The sequence below is a fragment of the Dorea sp. YH-dor226 genome, assembly GCF_039832105.1.
GTDB lineage: Bacteria > Bacillota > Clostridia > Lachnospirales > Lachnospiraceae > Dorea_A.
The window spans coordinates 49,506-70,652 of the sequence record NZ_JBDOHS010000013.1; the positions used below are offsets into that span (position 1 = coordinate 49,506).

The window sequence follows — 21,147 nt, forward strand, 5'->3', positions numbered from 1 at the left end:
AAAAAAGGAGAAGCCGCACTGTTTTTTGTCCGCTTCTCCCTCTCTGTTCTCTGCTATTCTTCTTCCATTTCGGAAGATTCCGGCTCTTTCTCTTCCGGAACCAAAGGTTCCGGCTCAGATGGTATCTCCGGTGATGTCTCTGTCTGCTTCATCACAAAATTATCACCTTCCACCGGATTCATGCCGATTCTTACTTCTTCTTTCTTCGGTGCATCCGGATCAATTCCTTCCACCTTATGAAAGATTTCCATAAACTCTTTTCCGGTTATGGTCTCCTTCTCAATCAGGAAATCTGCGATCTCATCCAGGGATCTTCGATGCTCTGTCAGAAGCCGTTTTGCCTCTTCATACGCCTCCTTCAGCATCTTCATCACTTCCTGATCGATCTCAGAAGCTGTTTCCTGTCCACAATTGCTTACCGGCCTTCCGTCCAGATATCTGTTCTGAATTGATTCCAGTCCGATCAGTCCGAACTTTTCACTCATACCATACTGCGTGATCATGGCCCTTGCAACATTCGTCGCTTTTTCAATATCATTGGATGCGCCTGTGGTAACGGTATCAAACACAACTTCTTCTGCAGCACGACCTGCAAGCAGGCCGACCAGCATAGCTTCCAGCTCTTTCTTTGTGTTCAGGAATTTCTCTTCTTCCGGTGTCTGCATGACATATCCCAGTGCTCCCATCGTACGCGGAACGATCGTAATCTTCTGCACCGGCTCGGAATCTTTCTGAAGAGCACTGACAAGCGCATGCCCCACTTCATGGTAGGATACGATCTTTCTCTCTTCCTGACTCATAATGCGGTCTTTCTTTTCCTTACCTACCAGAACGACCTCGACTGCCTCAAACAGATCTGACTGTGATACCGCATGTCTTCCATGTTTTACGGCATTGATTGCAGCCTCATTGATCATATTGGCAAGATCAGAACCCACAGCTCCGGAAGTTGCAAGTGCAATCTCTTCCAGATTCACAGTCTCATCCATTCTGACATCTTTGGAATGCACTTTTAATACATCCACTCTTCCTTTCAGATCCGGTTTTTCGACAATGATCCGACGGTCAAAACGTCCCGGTCGGAGCAGTGCAGGATCCAGGATCTCCGGACGGTTGGTCGCTGCCAGAAGTACCAGACCTTTATTGCTTTCAAATCCATCCATCTCTGCAAGCAGCTGGTTCAAAGTCTGTTCACGCTCATCATTGCTTCCCAGCTGATTATCACGGCTTTTACCGATTGCATCGATCTCATCGATAAATATAATACAAGGTGCCATCTGCTGTGCCTGTTTGAACAGATCACGCACTCTGGATGCACCAACACCAACATACATTTCTACAAATGCAGATCCACTCAATGAAAAGAATGGTACCTTTGCCTCTCCTGCCACCGCTTTGGCAAGCAGTGTCTTACCTGTTCCCGGAGGACCTACAAGAAGTGCACCCTTGGGCAGCTTCGCTCCGACGCTGGTATATTTTCCGGGATTATGCAGGAAATCAACCACTTCCTGCAGAGATTCCTTCGCTTCATCCTGTCCCGCAACATCTTTGAATGTTACACCAGTCTGCTTCTCCACGTACATCTTGGCATTGCTTTTTCCTATGCCCATCATACCTCCGCCCTTGGCCATCTTTCTTGTCATCCAGACAATCATTCCTACCAGGAACGCAATCGGAAGAAATGTGAAGATCACCTCGGCAATGATACTAGACGTCGTATCCGGTATCTCCTGCTCATACTCAACACCTGCCTCATAGAGACGTTCAGACAGTGTATCATCTCTTACTACTCCGGTATAATATTCCTTTTCCACTCCGCTGTCTTTACTTTTTTTCTCAGTAATCACAATTTTATCATTCTGGATTACTACCTTTTCAACCTCACCTTTGTCTACTTTATCCAGAAACTCATTGTAGGAAATCTCCGTTGCAGAAGTTGTTCCCTGAAACTGAAACAGTGCAAGAACCAGTATGGAAGCAATTACAGTAACTAATAGAATAAACGAGATCCCCTGTTTATTGTTTTTGTTGTCATTATTTTTATTATTCTGGTTGTCCATTTTCATCCTCCTGTACTCCATTTTATTATAAGGACAGCACCTTTAGAAATCAATAAAAACATTATGAAAAGATTGTAAACTTCCTTCTTATTGTAGTATACTTGATGTGAAAATGCTTATACTTCCATATATGCATTTTATGAATATTACGTTGACAAAGCAGAGGGAATGAGACTTATGAAAATTGGATTTGATAACGAAAAATACCTTAAGATGCAGTCTTCTCACATCAGAGAACGCATTGAACAATTTGGCAATAAGTTATATCTGGAATTCGGAGGCAAGCTGTTTGATGATTATCATGCTTCCAGAGTTCTTCCGGGATTTCAGCCCGACAGTAAGCTCAGAATGCTAAAAGAACTGTCCGATCAGGCTGAAATTGTAATCGTAATCAGTGCAGAAGACATCGAAAAAAATAAAATACGCGGAGATCTCGGAATCACCTATGATTCCGATGTTCTTCGCCTCATGAATATCTACCAGGAGCTCGGTCTTTATGTCGGCAGTGTCGTAATCACCAAATACAGCGGTCAGGAAAGTGCCGATCTGTTTAAAAATCGTCTGGAAAAACTGGGAATCACTGTATACCGCCACTATGTAATCCCCGGATATCCTACGAATGTTCCTTATATTGTAAGTGATGACGGATACGGAAAAAACGATTACATCAGGACAACCCGTCCACTGGTCGTCATTACAGCTCCCGGCCCAGGAAGCGGCAAGATGGCTGTATGTCTGTCACAGCTTTATCATGAACACAAGCGGGGGATCAATGCAGGATATGCCAAGTTTGAAACATTCCCGATCTGGAACATTCCGTTAAAGCATCCTGTCAATCTTGCATACGAAGCAGCAACGGCAGATCTGAATGACATCAACATGATTGATCCGTTCCATCTGGAAGCCTATGGAGCAACCACAGTCAACTATAACCGGGATGTTGAGATCTTCCCTGTCCTCAAAGCCATGTTCCAGCGTATCTACGGAGACAGCCCGTATAAGTCGCCAACAGATATGGGCGTTAATATGGCCGGAAACTGTATCTGTGACGACGAAGTATGCCGGGAAGCTTCCCGTCAGGAAATCATACGGAGATATTACGATTCCAGAAGACGTCTTCTGATCGGTGCATGTTCTGAAGAAGAAACTTACAAACTGGAAATGCTGATGAACCAGGCTGACATCACCGTTCATGACCGTCCGGTCGTTGATGCTGCACTTGCATATGCTAAGGAGACTGGCGGACCTGCCGCAGCTCTTCAGCTTCACGACGGAAGGATCATTACCGGAAAGACGTCTGATCTTCTGGGCGCCTGTGCGGCTCTTCTTTTGAACGCTTTAAAGGAATTGGCCGGAATCGATCATACCTGCCATGTCATCTCTCCGGAAGCAATCGAACCGATCCAGAAACTTAAGACCCAGTATCTGGGAAGTAGAAATCCGCGCCTGCACATGGATGAAGTTCTGATTGCCTTGTCTGTCAGCGCCGCTTCCAGCAAGCCTGCACAGCTTGCACTGGAACAGCTTCCCAAATTACAAGGCTGTCAGGCACATACTTCTGTCATGGTAGGCTCTGTAGATATGAAGCAATTCAAAAAACTTTCGATTCAGGCAACTTTTGAAGCCAGATACGAAAAAAACTCTGTATTTTTCGCCGAAAAGGGTGTATAATTCTAAAGTATTTTTTTTAACAACAAATGCTCGAATCAACACATTCAACTTAAGGAGGAAATTATGGCAGTAAAATATGTATTCGTTACAGGCGGTGTCGTATCCGGATTGGGTAAAGGAATCACAGCTGCGTCTCTCGGACGTCTGCTTAAAGCACGTGGTTACACTGTGACCATGCAGAAATTCGATCCTTATATCAACATTGACCCGGGAACCATGAATCCCGTACAGCACGGTGAAGTATTTGTAACCGATGACGGTGCTGAGACAGATCTTGATCTTGGACATTATGAAAGATTTATCGATGAAAGTCTGAGCAAAAATTCAAATGTAACAACCGGTAAGATCTACTGGTCCGTTCTACAGAAGGAACGCCGCGGAGACTTCGGTGGAGGAACCGTTCAGGTAATCCCACACATCACCAATGAAATCAAGTCCCGTTTCTATCGTAATCCTGCTGCCGAGAATACAGAAATTGCCATTATAGAAGTCGGTGGTACGGTAGGTGACATTGAAAGTCAGCCTTTCCTGGAAGCAATTCGTCAGTTCCAGCATGAAAAAGGACGCGAGAATGTAATCCTGATTCATGTCACCCTGATTCCTTACCTGAAAGCTTCTCAGGAGATGAAGACCAAGCCTACCCAGGCAAGTGTAAAAGATCTTCAGGGAATGGGTATCCAGCCGGATATTCTGGTCTGCCGTTCTGAACATCCTCTGAATGTTGGAATTAAAGATAAGATTGCGCTTTTCTGTAATGTGCCATCCAACCATGTACTTCAGAATCTGGATGTGGAATATCTTTATGAAGCACCACTTGCAATGGAAGAAGAAAATCTCGCCGGAGTTGTATGTGAATGTCTCCATCTGGACTGCCCGGAACCGGATTTAAAGGACTGGCAGGAAATGGTAGATTTTCTGAAAAATCCGAATACAGAAGTCACTGTCGCTCTGGTCGGCAAATATATTCAGCTTCATGATGCTTACATCAGCGTTGTAGAGGCATTAAAACACGGCGGTATCTTCAGTCGCGCGACCGTGAATATCAAATGGATCGATTCTGAGACGGTAACTGCCGATAATGTCGATGAGCTTCTTGGAGATGTAAGCGGTATCCTGGTTCCAGGCGGTTTTGGGAATCGCGGAATCGAAGGAAAACTTGAGGCGATCAAGTATGCCCGTACACACAAGATACCGTTCCTTGGTCTCTGTCTCGGTATGCAGCTCGCCATTGTGGAATTCGCAAGAAATGTCATTGGCTTTAATGATGCACACAGTGCAGAACTTGATCCGAATACCACTCATCCGGTCATCCACATCATGCCGGAGCAGATTGGAATTGAAGATATCGGCGGAACTTTAAGATTAGGTGCATATCCATGTGTTCTTGATCAGACTTCAAAGGCATATGCACTGTATAAAAAGGAAAATATCAGCGAACGTCATCGTCACCGCTATGAAGTCAACAATGACTACCGCGATGATCTGACCTCTCACGGAATGAAGCTCTCCGGTCTTTCTCCGGATGGCAGAATCGTAGAAATGATTGAGTTACCGGAACACCCATGGTATATTGCAACACAGGCACATCCGGAACTGAAGTCAAGACCAAACAGACCACATCCGTTATTCAGAGGATTCATAGAAGCTGCTCTGCAATACCAGGACGAACACCGGACTGAGACTTTATAAGAAAAATAACGATTTAAAAGGGATGATTGCAAAATATTTGCAGCCATCCCTTTTTATTATATCCGATCCATCATCTTCTTCACACATTTTAACGCTTCCGCGACAATCTGATGCATATCATAATACCGGTACATTCCCAGTCGTCCTCCAAAGATCACACGAGTTTCCTTTTCAGCCAGTGCCAGGTATTTCTGATATAATGCATTATTCTTTTCATCATTCATTGGATAATAAGGCTCACATCCTCTGCTCCATGCCGCAGGATATTCCCTAGTGATTACCGTCTTTGGATTTACCGTTGTCTCTGTATTGCCATAGCCTCCCTGGCAACCATATTCAAAATGCTTATGTTCAATGATACGCGTATATGGAACCTCATATTCTGTATAATTCACAACCGCATTTCCCTGATAGTTCTCTTCATCCAGCACTTCTGTCTCAAAACGCAGGCTTCGATACTCCAGCTCTCCGTAGCAGTAATCATAGTATTCATCGATCATACCTGTGAACACAATATACTCAGCCTCCTGCTCCAGCTCCTTTCGCTGTGCAAAATAATCTGTCTCCAGACGTACTTCTGCTCCTTCGAGCATCTTTTCTATCATCTGCGTATACCCGCCGATCGGAATTCCCTGATATTTATCATTAAAATAATTATTGTCATAGACAAACCTTACAGGAAGTCTGCGGATGATAAAACTTGGAAGTTCTGTTGCCCGTTTCCCCCACTGCTTTTCAGTATATCCTTTTACCAGTTTTTCATAGATATCTTTTCCAACCAGAGAAAGTGCCTGTTCTTCGAGATTTTTTGGCTCTTCAATTCCTGCTTCACGGATCTGCTGTTCTATGATTGCTTTTGCTTCCGCAGGAGTCTTGATTCCCCACATCTTACTGAACGTGTTCATGTTGAAAGGCAGATTGTATAGTTCATCCTTATATCTGGCAACCGGACTGTTTGTATAGCGGTTAAACTGCGCAAACTGCTGCACATAATCCCACACTTCCTGATCCGATGTATGGAAGATATGGGCGCCATACTCATGCACCTGTATTCCCTCAACTTCTTTCGTATAGATATTTCCTCCCACATGAGATCTTTTATCGATCACCAGAACCTTCTTTCCCCGTCTGACTGCCTCGTGTGCATAGATCGCCCCGAATAATCCGGCTCCTACTATCAGATAATCATATTTCATCTTTATTTTCTCCTTTCATCCGACCACTGTACTTTGCTTCCTTTTTCCGTCTTTTTGACTGTAAGCTGACAGTCGATCTGTTCTTTCAATTCATTTACATGGGAAATGATACCGATCAGTCTGTCACCGCCCGCCAGATCGTTCAATATACGGATCGCCTGCTCTCTCGATGCATCATCCAGTGAGCCAAATCCTTCATCAATGAACATGGTATCCAGACGGATCGCTCCCGCTGTACTCTGAACAATATCAGACAGCCCCAGTGCCATGGAAAGGGATGCCATGAATGACTCTCCGCCGGACAGCGTCTTCACATCCCGCACGGAATCGCTGGCCATATGGTACACATCCAGATCCAGCCCTGCCTGTCCCTGACTTCCAAGGCTCTTTACATCCCTGCATTGAAGAATGAATTCTCCTCCCGTCATCTGTACCAGCCTCCGGTTAGCCGCATGAATGATTTGACGAAAATACTGCCTCTGAACATAAGTTTCAAAGTCCAGTTTTGCACTGCCGCTCAGGCTGCCGTTTGCCGTCCTGCTCAGATTCCCGATCATCTCATACCTTCTTTGCATTTCTCCATTCATCTCAAAGTACTTCTTCAGATGCTCTCTTGCTTCCCGGTTTTTCTGATTGACCGTATAAAGCTGCATATACGCTTCCCGAAGCCCACGGGTCTGTTCCTCCAGCATATCCAGGCTGCTTTTCATGGATTCCAGATCTCTTCTTTGCTTGTCTTTCAGCTGCTCTTCCAGAATCTTTTTCTTCCCGGCGAGTTCTCTTCCCTGTATCTGATATTCCTGGATGTTTCGTTCCACATTCTCCATCTGATCCGATTCCATCCGGCTTGTGCGATACTGCTCTTCATTGGCAAATCCCTGTTCAGACAGCAACTTCGTATATTCGGATTTCCAGTGTTCTTCCGACTCCACACACTGCGTAAGCGTCATTTCTTTGTTGTCCCGTTTTCCCTCTGTCTGTCGAAGATCTTCTGTCATCTGCCGAAGTTTCTGCTCTGCTTTTTCATAAGTTCTTCTTGCTGTATCCAGACATGTCTCCATCTCTTTTACTGCCCGTACGGCCTGTTCCTTCTGCGGATATGGGAGACGTTCATTCCATGCATTCTCCTCAGCTTCCATGACACGGATATTCGTCTGGATCTCTGCGAGATGTTCTTTTTTCTCTCCCCATGCTTCTTTCTGCTGCTCCTCTTCACGGCGCAGGATCTTCTGATCCTGTTCTGCCCGTTTCCAAAGAGCTGCCTCTCGATCTGCCTGCTGAAGCTTTCGCGAAACTGTCTGTATCTCTTTTTTCAGTTCCTCTTCCCGGCGTCCCGGCAGACCATCCGCTTCCGTACTTTCTGCTTCCGATTCCTTCCCACACACCTTCACATACGCCTTTTCATAAGCTTCCTTTTGAGCCTGGTATCTTAGGATAGATTCCCGGAAATCATAAGCGTCAGCATCTCTTACTTTTTCTGCCTGGTTACGCCTTTCTTTTGCCGCTTCTACTTCTTTTTGTGATGGCGCACCCTCTTTCAGGATACATTTCTTCGGGTGATCCGTGGATCCGCAGACCGGACACGGCACTCCCTCCCGAAGCTCCAGTGCAAGGATCCCGGCCTGTTCATCCAGAAATGACTGATAGATTTCCTCATACCTTGCCGCAGCATTCCGATACTCGCAAAGTCCCCGGTCAGCCTTTTCTTTCTTATCCTTACACTCTTTTTCGAGGAGACAAAGCCTTTCTTTCCATCGAATCAGTTCCTTCACTTCCTGTATCAGATCATCCAGCTGCTCTTTCTTAATCTTCAGACGATCCACAAGAAATCTGCTCTCCTGATAGGCTTCCAGATCCTGCTCTGCCTGCTTTCTTTTCTGCTCACATGTTTTCAGCCGTTCTTCCCCCTGGCGGATCAGCTGCAGACACTGTTCTTGCTTCTTCTGTAATTTCCGGATACTCTCATGTACTTTTTCTGCCTTCTCATATCCGGGGAGAATATCTTTTAATCGGATGATACGACCTTTGTATGTTTCATCTGCTGCCCGATATTCCTGCTCCTTTTTCTCCTTCTCTGCCTGAAGCACTCCTATCTCTTTTTTCACCGCTTCCATCCTTGTCTTCAGACTATTCAGTTCTTCTGTAATCTGCTCCTTCTGCTCCCTGCTTCGCAGATACTCTGCCTCAGCTGTCCATACCTTTTCTGCTTTTTTCGCAAGTTCCAGGTATCCTTCCATCTGAAGGAACTCTTCCCGCCTCTGCCTCCACCTCAATTCCTGTTCACAGACGGTCTCATAGGAATCAAACATTGCATTGACAAGCTCCGCTTCCCTGCGCTTTTCCCGCTGGATATCCAGATCGTTCTGAATGGTATCCATCTCTTTTTTTCTCAGCTTTTCAATACTGTCATACTCTTTTATAATTCCTTTCAGTTCTTCCAGTATCTCCTCTTTGACTGGAATATCCTCCTGCAAAAGTAAAGACCACCTGTTTTTTTGCTCTTGTGAACACGCTTCCCATTCTACTCGTTTCATTTCCGTCTTTACTCTGTCCAGATTCTCTTCCAGACTCCGGTATAACTGTCCGGCATTTCTTTTCAGTTCTTCCTGAACCCGATAACAGATGCCGGTCTGAAAGATTCTGGAAAATATCTTTTTCCGCTCTTTTGACTCTGCAAGCAGAAGCTTCAGGAAATCTCCCTGGGCAATCATCGCAATCTGTGTAAACTGCACGGCATCCAGCCCCATGATCTCCACAATCTTCTGATCTGTCTCTCTCTTTTTTCCCCGGTATACGCTGCCATCCGGAAGAAACAGTTCCACCTTGGAAGCTTCTCTTACATATCTTGGGGAACCGTCTGCATATTTTCGTTTTCCAAGACGAAGATATTCCGGATTCCTGCGAATCGTATATTCCTGTCCCTGATATAAAAATGTATAGATGACATACGTATCTGTATCTTCCCGCGCATACTGGCTTCTCATCATATTTCCATCACGGTTGCCTCCGCTGGTTCTGTCATACAGTGCGTATGTAATTGCATCGAAAATTGTCGTTTTTCCGGAGCCGGTATCCCCGGTGATCAGAAAAAGACCATTCTGCATTCTCGAAAAGTCAATCTCTTCTTTTCCGGCATAGGAGCCAAATGCTGACATCACTAATCTAACAGGCTTCAACCTCTACTCTCCTTTCACCTCATCAAAGATCTGTTCCATAACCTTCTTTTCTTCCTCCGACATATCCTTTCCCTGCATTTCACGATAAAAATCCTCAAAAGCAGAAAATGGATCCTTCACTTCAGGCTCTTCTTCTGTCTCCTCGAGCTTTTTCCTTGTTCTCTGGTTATCCACACGGATCTCAAGAACATGTGAATATACCCGTTCCAACTGCTCCCTTGGTTTATAGGGATCTATCTCGTCTGTCAGGGTAATGCTGACATAATCTTCTCTCTCTTCCTCCCTCGCCCCGGCAAGAATCTCTTCCAGTGTTCCCGTCTTTTTTCTGACATCGCGGATCGGATGAAGCGGCAGTTCTTCGATCTGAAGCACATCCTTCTTGGATTTCAGTGTCACCACAGTCAGAGTTTTATGATGTCCACATTCACTGACCGAATACTTAAGGGGCGTCCCACAGTAACGGATCTTCTCACTCCCCACCTTCTGTGCTCCATGAAGATGACCAAGAGCCACATAATCGAATCCCGCTACACCTGCTGTATCTACCTGATCGATTCCCCCGACAGAACAAACTTCCGAATCACAGGTCTTGGGAGCCTCTCCGCCGTCTCCGACATAAAACTGATGAGATACCAGAACATTTCTCCTGGTGTCATAATCGATATTTTCTCTCTCGATGATTCTCTTCACTGCTTCTGAATAACTTTCCGGCGGATTATCTCTGAATACATTTCTCACATAAGACGGCTTCATAAATGGGAGAAGATAGAAATCAACCTCCCCTTCCTCATCTTTCAGGATCACTTTCCGGATTCTCTCTCCTTCCGTCTCCGGTACAGATCCTGCCATGTATATATGATTTTTTTTCAGGATCTCTGAAGCATACTGGAGACGCTCCGCAGAATCATGGTTGCCGCTTATGATCAGAATCGGAATCTTCGGTGTAATTTCTGCCAGTCCGGTCAGAAATCGGTCAAATATCGTCACTGCCTCTGCGGACGGGGTCGATTTGTCATAAATATCTCCGGCAATCACAATGGCATCCGGATGAATCTTCCAGGCATAATCCGTGATCTCCCAAAGGATCGCTTCCTGATCTTCTTTCAGGCTGTACCGGTGCAGCTGTTTTCCGATATGCATATCTGAGAGATGAAAAAACTTCATAAAAAATAATTCCTTCCTACTTTACATCTGAAACCATATTACACTATAATCTTCTTAGCAGTCAACATGCGAATCGCATGTCAGAACCGCTGCAAATAAGCTTGCGAGGTATATTACATGTTACGAGAAATTGATCTTGCTGAAGTATCCGACGGAAGACTCTACAGCAGTAATGATATGGCAAAAACAGATTGTAAAGGATGTATCGGCTGTTCTGACTGCTGTCGCGGTATGGGCGCTTCCATTGTACTGGATCCGCTGGATAGTTTTCGCATATCCGAAGGACTCCATGTCTCTTTTGAACAGCTGTTATCCGACTCTTTTGAACTGGGAGTCGTGGACGGACTTATTCTTCCCCACCTGAAAATGGCCGGTCCTGAAGAAGCCTGCACCTTTTTAACAGACGAAGGCCGGTGCAGCATCCACTCTTTCCGTCCCGGTATCTGCCGTATCTTTCCGCTCGGACGTTTTTATGAAAAGAATTCTTTCCAGTATTTTCTTCAGGTTCACGAATGTCCGAAAACGGATAAGTCCAAGGTAAAGATAAAAAAATGGATCGATACTCCAAACCTGAAAACCTATGAAACCTACATCTCAGACTGGCATTATTTCCTGAAACACATGCAGGATTACATATTAAGCCAAAATTTTGCTGATACATCTGACAGCAACACAGAAGGCGACGGTATTGCAAAGACTCTGAGCATGCATGTGTTAAAACAGTTTTACCTTACTCCTTATCAGTCAGGAGAAGACTTTTATCCGCAGTTCTATGAAAGACTGGAAAAGTCCAGACTGTTCTTTCATATCTGACGATTGTAGATCACACTTCTTTTACATAAAGCAATGGGACTGCCGCTGCAGTCCCATCATTCATTTTCTGGTATACTCTATTCTTTTTCTTCCAGGACAGAGGTACAATGAGGACACCTGGTCGCATCAATTGCAATCTCACTTTTGCAGAACGGACATACCTTTGTCGTCGGCGCTGCCGGTGCTTCTTCCTTCTTAAACTTTTCAGCCATCCGGTTCATCGTCTTCATGATGATAAACACGATCAGAGCCATAATCAGGAAATTAAGGATTGCAGAAATAAATTTCCCGTAATTCAGTGTTGCTTCCCCCAGAAGCTTTATATGAAGCTGGTCAAAATTCATTCCCCCAAACATTCCGAGGATCGGATTGATGATATCCTCCACAAGCGAAGACACAATACTGGTAAACGCTCCGCCTATGATAATGCCGACTGCCATGTCCATGACATTGCCACGGCTGATGAATTCTTTAAATTCACTCATAAATTTTTTCATTCTCAGACTCCTCCTGTCTCATTCGTTTTTCCTATTATAGCACAAAGCATATCTTCCTGCATTGCCTGTTCACAATTTCTTCCTATATATTTTTGATGACCAAATCCAGTTCACAACATATATTAAATGAAAAAGAGGAGTTCGTATTATGTCATTATCAACCCTGACTCCCATCAACGGAACCGTCCAGACCATTACTCCCTTTGAGGGTGACTGCTGCCGTCAGATGATAAGTGTCCGGGATCCAAACGGCATCAGTAATTTTGTCATAAGCCCTGACACCTACATTGCCGGGGAAGCCCGGCTTCGGCCCGGCACAACGGTAACTGCATTCTATGATGCCAGTCTTCCGGTGCCGCTGATCTATCCGCCCCAGTATCAGGCTGTCATTATCAGCCGCAGAAATCCCCGTGAAAGTATATTTGCAGGATATTTTGACGAAACACTGACCGCCGAAGATAATCTCCTGAAACTGAATATCTCATCATCCACAGAAGTTATAACCTCCAACGGACAGCCCTATCTCTGCTCGCCGGAAGGACAGTTTTTGATTGTATATTATACGACAACTACCAGAAGCATTCCTCCGCTGGCCACACCGCGCAAGGTAATCGTTCTCTGCTGACCGGATTGCCGGATTTTCTCAGCGTTTCTTGCAATCCGGCAGATTTCATGGTAGGATAATACCGAAAGATACGAAGATGTATGAACCGTAAGGTTAGTACACCTTCGTATCTTTCTTTTTTATACCAGGAGGATAATATTATGAGACTTGAAAATTATGAAGTTCATCTTCCAAACTATTCCATCGGCGATCACATCTACGACAGAATCGGTCCCGTATGCGAATCTTATGGAAAAACAGTTCTGATCATCGGTGGAAAAAAAAGCGCTGGAAGCCGCATATCATAAAATCAGGAATTACACAGACCAGACCGGTCTTAAAATCATCGGAGCAGAGCTTTACGGAGAAGACTGCACTTACGCCGGCGTAGAGAAACTCCGTGCGCTTCCTGTATATCAGGATGCTGACATGGTATTTCCTACCATTGCATCCAACTGTGCCGCATGTACGTCTGTTTCTATTATGTACAACGAGGACGGAACCTTTTTACATCCACACTTTTTCGTCAGACCTGCCATGCATGCTTTCATTGATACAGATATAATTACAAAAGCGCCGTCTCTGTATATGTGGGCTGGAATCGGTGACACCTACGCCAAGTACTATGAAGCGCTCATTTCATCCCGGGATGAAAGGCTTGAACACTTTACAGCACTGGGAGTTGCCGTAAGTTCCATGTGTCGGGATCCTCTGCTGGAATACGGGCCAAAAGCACTGGCAGACCATAGAAACACTCTCTGCACCTATGACGTAGAACAGGTCGTTCTTGCCATTGTAGTGACCACCGGCATCGCATCCATCTTCCTGACGAAAGACTTCACACCAGACTATAACAGCGGTCTGGCACATGCCATCTTCTACGCACTGACCAGTTATCCTGTCATTGAAGAACAACATCTGCACGGAGAGGTCGTCGGATTCGGCGTTCTTCTGGCTCTTCTCGTAGATGGACAATATGACGAATTTGAAAAAATCTATCAGCTGAACCGCACACCCCGGACGTCCTGCTTCACGGGATATTATCGTTGCTTTCGTCTGCTGTATCGTTGATTTTTCCATCGCACAGTTCGGACTTCTTACACTGATCCAGAAAGCATACAGTACGATTGCATACCTGGCAATTCCGGTGATCCTGATTCCATACATCGTACACATGATCGTAACCCGCCTTGACAGCCGATAAGATAATTTCCTGAATTTAAAGGGAGTGTCGCAAAAGCAACACTCCCTTGTGGTATCTGAGATCTGATTCTCTGATCACATATTCACATAACTGTTTACAATCACAGATTTGATATTTCATTTTTTGATGGTATATTTTCTGCTCTTTTTCATTCACATACCAGATTTTTAATTTCCTGATGGTAAATCACAAGAATATTTTCATTCATAAATTTGACATTTGATATCTTGATGGTAAATCGCACTGGGATTTTCCATCACAAACTTTTTATCTTGTTTCCTGATGGATTTTGCCTCAATTATTTGCATGTATAAATTCTCTTTGAGAATTTTCGATGGTAATTACGATAACCAACGCTTCACTTGCTCTGATCAAAGCCCCGCTTGCCCTACTTCAATAAAAAACATCTTACTGGATCTCTCCACTGACAATTCCTGCATCTTCCTGATTCTCAATAATTGCCCTGATTCCACATACTAATGCCTCCGCAATCATCTCAGATGACATGCTTGGTGTGCCGTCCGGAAGACTGACCGTCTGTTCCGGCAGATACGGAACATGAACAAACCCACCCCTCATATCAGGATGTTCTCTCTCGATCATATACAGCAGCCGATACATGATATCATTGCATACATACGTACCTGCCGTATACGATACCCGCGCAGGAATCTTCGCATTCTGCATGTATTGCACCATATGCTTCACCGGCACAGTTGCAAAATAAGCCGTTTCCCCATCTTCTTTAATCGGCGTATCCAGCGGCTGATTTCCTTCGTTATCCGGTATCCTGGCTTCCATCAGATTGATTGCCACCTTTTCTACTGTGATTCCGGATCTTCCGCCTGCCTGCCCTACACAGAGTACAACATCCGGCTTATGTTCTTCCACAGCAGCCCTCATCACCGCTTCGTCTTTTCCAAACACAGTCGGAATCTCAATTTTAATGATATCAGCTCCATACACCTGATCCGGAAGATGTCTGACCGCCTCGTATGCAGGATTGATCGTTGCTCCCCCAAACGGGTCAAATCCTGTTACTAATATTTTCATCTCTTTCACCGACTCCTTTCTTACTCTTAATACAACTGGGGTTCCGGAACAATCACTCGTCCCCGTTCCATAATTTTTCGATTATCCGTATATATATCAGGTTCCAGCATCACAAGATCGAAATGTCCGCTTGCTTCATATGCCCCTCCAAGCGCCAGATTTCTTCCAAAACCGATGTGATACGTTCCATATGCCGATTCATCTTCTATATAGCAATTTCCGATGCATTTCGCATAAGAGTTAAGCCCGATACCAAATTCACCGGCAGTATACATACGTTCGTCTTCAAAGCTTTCAAGATACTCTCTCAGGCGTTTCCCATCCTCTGTCTGTTCAATGAACACAATCTTTCCATTTTGGATTTCAATCCGAAATGGTTTCCTGACTGCTCCGATATATCCGAGTGATCCATCCAGATACACGACTCCCTCTGTCTGATCTTCTTCTATGGGAACATATAATTCAATACTGGCCGAGGAAAATCCTTTTCCATCTCTGACATCTCCGTTGAAAAAGCCTGCATTTCTTCCCTTTTTCCGAAAGCTGATATCTGTCCCTCTTTTTGTTGTCACATGCAGGAAGGTTGCTGAGTCTACATATTTTTTTATTACATTTGCCATCAACTTGCTTTTCTTTGTATCCATTTGCAAAAATGAATAACCAAGCATGGATCGCCCGTCATTCGTTGACAGCGGAAGTGACAGATATTTTTTCCCTTCTGAGATCGCCCTCCGCACCGCTCTGGTAGTAACCAGGGAGTAGTCGGTTGCCCCAATGATGACATCATAGTCATCAAATATTCTTTCATTCTTATCAAAGAATACACCAACCTTTTTCCCTCTTTCCTCCACGACCATCAGATCTACCTGCAGAGAATATTCCATACAGGCGTTTTTCAGAATCTGCACTTCTGCAAGATGTATCTCGCTGCTTACAATCAGAACCTTTTGTCTCATTTTTAAATGGAGCCAATTCTGTGCAATGATATTGGCTCCACGGACAATCTCCTGGTTCTGGACAGAATCAATTTGTTCCATATGACTCTTTCCTTTTATATTACTATTTCATGATTATCATGTAACAGATCTGGAAAATCAAAAGAATAATTGCCGGAACGACCTGATTTTTAATAACTCCGAATCGATCCTTCATATCCAGAAGTGCAACCGGAACGATGTTAAAGTTCGCTGCCATCGGTGTACAGAGCGTTCCACAGTAACCACAGGTCAGTGCCAGCATTCCGATTATGGTAGGATCCGCACCGTAAGCAAGTACGAACGGAGCACCGATTCCAACCGTCATAACGGTGATCGCAGCAAATGCATTTCCCATAACCATCGTAAACAATGCCATACCGATTGCAAATACGATAATACCAACATTGACATTGCCTTCCGGAATGATATTTCCAACGATTCCTGCCACCACATCTCCGACTCCTGCCGCTGTAAAGATTGCCCCCAGACTTGCAAGCAGCATAGGCAGCATGGAAAGAGGTCCTACGGTAGAGATCAGTCTTTCCGAGTCATTTAAAAATGTAGATGGTTTATTTTCTTTGTTAAACAGCATCAGCAGAATCATAGAAACAAAAATACCTGCTCCGATTCCTACCATTGCTCCGAGAGTCGGAAGGAATAAAGCAAAACAGATGGCTCCGATACCGATAGAAAGTGCCGGTACAAATACCTTCATTCCTACTTTACTGTATGTGTCCGCAACCTTCTCTTCTGTCGGTGCATTGGATTTTCCAATTTTTACCTTACCCATGATTGCCGGTACACACATGATCAGAATCAGAACGCCGTCCAAAACTGCCGGTATCCAGCGTCCAAACGCCAGTACAACACCCAGTACGCACCAGAAGACACCAGTACCAATGCGTGAAGGATTCTCTTCATCTCTTATGTTTTTGATTCCTGTATAGATGGTTAATAAACCGATGATGATATAAATGATTTCCAGTAATTTCTGTCCAAGTGTAAAGTCTGCGCTGGTAAAAAATGACATATCTGTGTCCCCCCTCCTGCTTATTTATCCTTTTTGTAGTACTTTTTACAAAGAGCTTTATCCTTGATTACATAATATACAATCGCAACAATCGCAGCAAAGATACCTACCGGGACCTCCACTTTCGCAAGATCCGCAAGCTCCACATGATATCCCAGCGGCTCTAAGGTAGACTGTACCAGCAATCCACCGGCACCACCGATAAACAATACCTGACAGAAGAACCACGCAATATTTTCCATACCGGAAGCCATACCTTTTAACTCTTCCACATGCTCTTCGTTCGGCACATCGCCTTTCGCTTCAATCGCACCGGTTGCCATCGGCATAATGATTGGACGTACGAATCCTGCAACACCGCCAAATCCTACATTAAAAGCAGCAAATACGGATCTCATGACTCCATATGCTCCGATTACAACTCCCGGTGATGCATTTTTTACTTTTCCGATCAGTGCTGCAGCAGCATTTTTCAATCCGTTTCTCTCCAGTGTTCCTGTTACAAGCATTACAAGAATGAAGATTGCCATACTTCTGTTTGCCACAAAGCTTGAACCAAGGGTCTCACACAGTCCTACCGGCCCCAGGCCGCCAACTAAAGCTGTTACCACAGCCGCAACAACAATGATCAGGATGGAATCCAGTTTCAATGCAAAACCTAAAATTACAATCAAGATTCCGATGAGTTTTAAATATTCCATTTTTCTCCTCCTTTGAAATATGTTTTATTTTCTATCGAGCAATAACCGGACGCTTTCTCGTCATAGTCACTTTAACGTCATCGCTCGTATAGTTCCATTCTTTCTCATAGACATAAGAACAGTTTATGATCATGTCGATGATTGCCAAATCATGTACCAGATGTGATCTGGCACATTCATATAAGTAATCACCCTGTGCCGTCTCATCTGCAACCTCGCTGACAAAATCCACACTCAGAATCCATGGATATTTTATGGATGGATATCGATGTTCCGGATTATACGGACTTGGAATCCAGTAATTGATCATATTCTTGTAATAGTTTGCCGGGAACAGTTTTGGCATCCATGCATGTGCATATTTTTCAAACTGTCTCGCCCATGAAAGATTTACCTTTGTAATTGCTTCGTCCTTAAGAAATGCATCCGCAATCGCATCCTCCATTTTTTTATTCAACGTAATATTGCTCTGATATCTTTCCTCCTGAATATGAAAGAAATATCCGTAGATCAGAGATCTCGGAAGCCAGAATCCCCGATAGGAAGGAGACGTATATCCGGAAAACTGCTGTTCCCACTCATGACTTGGAACGCCATGATTATCGATCAGGAAATCCGGAAGGTGTCTCATAAACAGCCGTTTTAATCCCTTTGCTTCTTTATGAATTGTCTCATCCACAAAATGCTCATAATAGAATTCTTTTCCAATCGCATTAAACCTTGCAACATGTAATTTCCATGTTGGATTGTCTTTCTGCAGTTCATAATGAATTGCAGCTCCATCCACATTTTCCATCGGAACCAGAATAAGATTCATATTATCCGCAACATTTTCATATTTTTTATCCGTTAGGAGTGTCTTAAGCAACATAAACGCTTCATTCGTACCTGACACCTCATTGGCATGATGCCTTGTGTTGATGATTTCTGTCGGATGATTGGTAATGCGTTTGACTCTGGAAATATATCCTTCCAGATGAGGTTTTAACTCCACAGCGTATAAGCTTCGTCCCATATAGGAATGCGTAGTCTGATATACGTTAATTCCAGGAACTCTTTTCAGTTGATTCAAAAGCTCTACACACTGCTCATATCCGATCAGTGTATGTTCCAATATATCGATATCTTCAACCCGAATTGTCTTTTCTTCCTCTTTTACCGGAGCAATACCCACAGAATACGTATGCGTATCCGTCTCAAACCGAAGTACATCAATTCCATACAGACGTCCGGACAGTTCCAGCACCCCTGCCTCCATCAGTTTTGCATAAGCTGCCACCAACGCTTCATCGACATTGCCGACATGTAAAGTAACAATCGTTTTATGTTCTTTTACTTCCAGCCGTTTCATCCAGATATCCACATCCCATTTCTTTACAGCAGATGTGATTACTTTATCGCCGCACACGATGGTTGGACATTTTTTCTTTGATGAATAAAGCGAAACTTTAAAATATGGCTTTCCTTCTCCTTTTTTTACAACCGGGAGAATGAGTCCCGGTGCATCCGTTATCTTTCCACATTTTTCTATACCATAGTTTTTAAAATAGTCCGTCCCTGCAAAATACAGATCTTCATGCAGACCATCCAGAGTCGAGAATAAATCTTCTCTTGAATTCAGAATCTCATTCGGTTCGCTGGCCACAATATCGAGCTGAAGCTTTGAAAAGAATGGCTGCGCTTCCACCATGTCTTCTCCTTCCGTAATCCGGTCGGTATATGCACGCACCTCAGGCAGCACTTCTGTCTGATAAATCTCCCATATTTTTTCCACATCCGACCAGATCCGTTCATTCAGAACTGCGTCTCCATTCTTCCAGACTCTTAAAAAGCCGGTAGCAGGATGCACCTTTCCCAGCTGCGGGAAATCATCCAGATATGCTCTTTCACTGTTTGCCGCAAGATAGCTGTCTTCATAGACCACGGTGTGTTCCGCGTCCAGTGCTCTGACCAGATATGTCAGATCCTCCGTTCCTTCATAGACCTGAAATACAACATGATCTTTCTCAACTCCGACTGTCTCCACAATCGTATCCTCTATCGGATAAAGTTCCTGAAGATAACGGATCGGAAGATCATACCAGTGATTCAGATCATCTTTTACATTGTTGTATTTGGGTGTGGCGCCATCTTCATCCAGCCACTCTGTCTGTCCTTCCGGCAAAAATGGTTTGAAAAAGATCTCTACACGGTCCACATTCTCTTTTGACGTCAGGATCGGATTCACCTTTTCATCGATCCAGGAATATCCCTGCTTATAGGAACAGATAACATCCACTTCTGACACTGCACCTTTTTTCAAAACGTTTTCCCGTATCTCATCTTCAAGTTCTGCTCTTACTTTTTTGTCCTCGCTGACTGCAGCAAAGATTCTGATCCGATCACCCGCTTCTATCTTCGGATAGACCTCTTTTTCCAGAATCTCTCTGAGTTCATCCACTTCCCAGGCAATGTCATATTCCTTTTCATAGATCAGTTCATCATCTTTGTATCCTGCAAATGTAGTATCCGGGAAACAGCTTTCAACCGCATCTCTTCGGCTGTTCAGCGTTGCATCCACATAGGCTGCTGCCCCTTCTTTCTTCCCCGCCGCCTCCAGATAAGCAAGTTGTCCGTCCAGTGTCTGCATCGCAAACCCTTCGGCGATTTCCTCCAGTCGGTCTACCCAGGTATCAAACGCTCCCTGAAGCGGAAATGTCTCGCACAACATTCCAATTCCCGACTCCAGCGCTTCTCCGTTTCCTGCTATATACACCTTCACTCCGTTCTGCGTGTCTTCGTAGGATACCGAAAACTCCTCTCCGTCAACAAATATAATTTCATTCCCGGGCAGCGAACATTCTCTTAAAAGAATATCCTCATATCCGGTCGTCTCCATTCCCAGACGGAACGCCACATTAACCGCTGCCGCAAATTGAGCATCCGACGCACCTTCCCGCAAAACCAGATGAACATCCATCCGATCCGGCAGTTCATCCAGATTGTCATCCTTCAGAAACGATCCTTTGGAAAAGATACATTCCAGTCCCTTCCTCTTTCTCCGATCCTGCTCCGGTATCGGAAGAGGAGAATCTGAAGAAGCCACATATCCTTCCGGAATCATACTCGCTTCCCTCTCAGGGATGGGCTGTAATTCAGTCATGTCCGTAATTGCATCCGGAACCGGAAGCCCCTCCCCCCATGTTGTGACCGGAAACACAGCTGCTTCACACAAAAATCCCAGAGCTCTTGCATATTCAATCGCGGCTTTTTTATATTGAAAGTCTCTGTCTTTTGTCAAAGCAATCTTGTCATTGAATTGATACTTCAAAC

The 21,147-nt window shown here is 44.5% G+C and carries 16 protein-coding genes; 6 read left to right on the forward strand and 10 right to left on the reverse strand.

Translation table 11 applies throughout. The features are described 5' to 3' along the window. Positions 1–53 precede the first annotated feature (53 nt). The gene (gene ftsH / locus ABE547_RS11190) at positions 54–2,060 is read right to left on the reverse strand and encodes an ATP-dependent zinc metalloprotease FtsH (RefSeq protein ID WP_347378859.1); all 2,007 of its coding nucleotides are present in this window, start codon (positions 2,058–2,060) and stop codon (positions 54–56) included. Between the two features lie 177 nt (positions 2,061–2,237). Here ftsH and ABE547_RS11195 point away from each other — a divergent pair, with 177 nt between their 5' ends. Next, the gene (locus ABE547_RS11195) at positions 2,238–3,731 is read left to right on the forward strand and encodes a DUF1846 domain-containing protein (protein WP_347378860.1); all 1,494 of its coding nucleotides are present in this window, start codon (positions 2,238–2,240) and stop codon (positions 3,729–3,731) included. A 63-nt stretch (positions 3,732–3,794) separates the two neighbouring features. Next, positions 3,795–5,420, forward strand: a complete 1,626-nt coding sequence (locus tag ABE547_RS11200; RefSeq protein ID WP_347378861.1) for a CTP synthase — start codon at positions 3,795–3,797, stop codon at positions 5,418–5,420. A 56-nt stretch (positions 5,421–5,476) separates the two neighbouring features. Here ABE547_RS11200 and glf read toward each other — a convergent pair whose 3' ends face one another. From glf to ABE547_RS11215, 3 genes are read right to left on the reverse strand one after another with little or no spacing between them, the layout of a single operon-like run. Further along, entirely contained in the window at positions 5,477–6,616 is a 1,140-nt protein-coding gene (glf, locus tag ABE547_RS11205; RefSeq protein WP_347378862.1) for a UDP-galactopyranose mutase, read from the reverse strand. A gap of 2 nt (positions 6,617–6,618) precedes the next feature. Beyond that, positions 6,619–9,792 carry an SbcC/MukB-like Walker B domain-containing protein gene (locus ABE547_RS11210; protein ID WP_347378863.1) on the reverse strand — a complete coding sequence of 1,058 codons (3,174 nt, stop codon included), beginning with the start codon at positions 9,790–9,792 and terminating at the stop codon, positions 6,619–6,621. A gap of 3 nt (positions 9,793–9,795) precedes the next feature. Continuing rightward, the gene (locus tag ABE547_RS11215) at positions 9,796–10,956 is read right to left on the reverse strand and encodes an exonuclease SbcCD subunit D (protein WP_347378864.1); all 1,161 of its coding nucleotides are present in this window, start codon (positions 10,954–10,956) and stop codon (positions 9,796–9,798) included. 117 nt (positions 10,957–11,073) lie between these two features. On the opposite strand from ABE547_RS11215, the gene ABE547_RS11220 reads away from it, so the two are divergent. After that, positions 11,074–11,769: a YkgJ family cysteine cluster protein gene (locus ABE547_RS11220; RefSeq protein ID WP_347378865.1), complete on the forward strand. Its 696-nt coding sequence runs from the start codon at positions 11,074–11,076 to the stop codon at positions 11,767–11,769. A gap of 77 nt (positions 11,770–11,846) precedes the next feature. Here the strand turns inward: ABE547_RS11220 and mscL are convergent, their stop codons facing one another. Further along, positions 11,847–12,266 carry a large conductance mechanosensitive channel protein MscL gene (gene mscL, locus ABE547_RS11225; RefSeq protein ID WP_235250521.1) on the reverse strand — a complete coding sequence of 140 codons (420 nt, stop codon included), beginning with the start codon at positions 12,264–12,266 and terminating at the stop codon, positions 11,847–11,849. 148 nt (positions 12,267–12,414) lie between these two features. Here mscL and ABE547_RS11230 point away from each other — a divergent pair, with 148 nt between their 5' ends. The 3 genes from ABE547_RS11230 to ABE547_RS11240 all read left to right on the forward strand — a co-directional run bounded on the left by ABE547_RS11230 (position 12,415) and on the right by ABE547_RS11240 (position 13,941). Beyond that, entirely contained in the window at positions 12,415–12,891 is a 477-nt protein-coding gene (locus tag ABE547_RS11230; RefSeq protein WP_347378866.1) for a hypothetical protein, read from the forward strand. Between the two features lie 140 nt (positions 12,892–13,031). Next, positions 13,032–13,178, forward strand: a complete 147-nt coding sequence (locus ABE547_RS11235) for a hypothetical protein (RefSeq protein WP_347378867.1) — start codon at positions 13,032–13,034, stop codon at positions 13,176–13,178. Continuing rightward, positions 13,144–13,941: an iron-containing alcohol dehydrogenase gene (locus ABE547_RS11240; protein WP_347378868.1), complete on the forward strand. Its 798-nt coding sequence runs from the start codon at positions 13,144–13,146 to the stop codon at positions 13,939–13,941. Before ABE547_RS11235 ends, ABE547_RS11240 begins: the two co-directional genes overlap by 35 nt. Before the next feature lie 541 nt (positions 13,942–14,482). On the opposite strand, the gene pcp is transcribed toward ABE547_RS11240, so the two are convergent. The 5 genes from pcp to ABE547_RS11265 are packed head-to-tail and all read right to left on the reverse strand — an operon-like array spanning position 14,483 to position 21,145. Beyond that, positions 14,483–15,127 carry a pyroglutamyl-peptidase I gene (gene pcp / locus ABE547_RS11245; RefSeq protein ID WP_347378869.1) on the reverse strand — a complete coding sequence of 215 codons (645 nt, stop codon included), beginning with the start codon at positions 15,125–15,127 and terminating at the stop codon, positions 14,483–14,485. A gap of 26 nt (positions 15,128–15,153) precedes the next feature. Next, positions 15,154–16,164, reverse strand: coding sequence for a peptidase (locus ABE547_RS11250; RefSeq protein WP_347378870.1), 1,011 nt, complete (start codon positions 16,162–16,164; stop codon positions 15,154–15,156). Positions 16,165–16,186: 22 nt separating this feature from the next. Continuing rightward, positions 16,187–17,134 (reverse strand): DUF979 domain-containing protein, encoded by a 948-nt coding sequence (locus ABE547_RS11255; RefSeq protein ID WP_347378871.1) that lies wholly within the window; start codon positions 17,132–17,134, stop codon positions 16,187–16,189. Between the two features lie 20 nt (positions 17,135–17,154). Beyond that, complete coding sequence (locus ABE547_RS11260; RefSeq protein ID WP_347378872.1) at positions 17,155–17,835, reverse strand: DUF969 family protein; 681 nt, start codon at positions 17,833–17,835, stop codon at positions 17,155–17,157. 31 nt (positions 17,836–17,866) lie between these two features. Then, the gene (locus tag ABE547_RS11265; RefSeq protein ID WP_347378873.1) at positions 17,867–21,145 is read right to left on the reverse strand and encodes a M14 family metallopeptidase; all 3,279 of its coding nucleotides are present in this window, start codon (positions 21,143–21,145) and stop codon (positions 17,867–17,869) included. Positions 21,146–21,147: the final 2 nt, after the last annotated feature.

Bases quoted from the DNA above. Each gene is read 5' to 3' on its own strand.
- ABE547_RS11235 (WP_347378867.1), top strand. From the start codon at position 13,032: ATGAGACTTGAAAATTATGAAGTTCATCTTCCAAACTATTCCATCGGC.
- pcp (WP_347378869.1), bottom strand. From the start codon at position 15,127: ATGAAAATATTAGTAACAGGATTTGACCCGTTTGGGGGAGCAACGATC.
- mscL (WP_235250521.1), bottom strand. From the start codon at position 12,266: ATGAAAAAATTTATGAGTGAATTTAAAGAATTCATCAGCCGTGGCAAT.
- glf (WP_347378862.1), bottom strand. From the start codon at position 6,616: ATGAAATATGATTATCTGATAGTAGGAGCCGGATTATTCGGGGCGATC.
- ABE547_RS11230 (WP_347378866.1), top strand. From the start codon at position 12,415: ATGTCATTATCAACCCTGACTCCCATCAACGGAACCGTCCAGACCATT.
- ABE547_RS11255 (WP_347378871.1), bottom strand. From the start codon at position 17,134: ATGTCATTTTTTACCAGCGCAGACTTTACACTTGGACAGAAATTACTG.
- ftsH (WP_347378859.1), bottom strand. From the start codon at position 2,060: ATGGACAACCAGAATAATAAAAATAATGACAACAAAAACAATAAACAG.
- ABE547_RS11220 (WP_347378865.1), top strand. From the start codon at position 11,074: ATGTTACGAGAAATTGATCTTGCTGAAGTATCCGACGGAAGACTCTAC.
- ABE547_RS11260 (WP_347378872.1), bottom strand. From the start codon at position 17,835: ATGGAATATTTAAAACTCATCGGAATCTTGATTGTAATTTTAGGTTTT.
- ABE547_RS11195 (WP_347378860.1), top strand. From the start codon at position 2,238: ATGAAAATTGGATTTGATAACGAAAAATACCTTAAGATGCAGTCTTCT.
- ABE547_RS11250 (WP_347378870.1), bottom strand. From the start codon at position 16,164: ATGGAACAAATTGATTCTGTCCAGAACCAGGAGATTGTCCGTGGAGCC.
- ABE547_RS11215 (WP_347378864.1), bottom strand. From the start codon at position 10,956: ATGAAGTTTTTTCATCTCTCAGATATGCATATCGGAAAACAGCTGCAC.
- ABE547_RS11200 (WP_347378861.1), top strand. From the start codon at position 3,795: ATGGCAGTAAAATATGTATTCGTTACAGGCGGTGTCGTATCCGGATTG.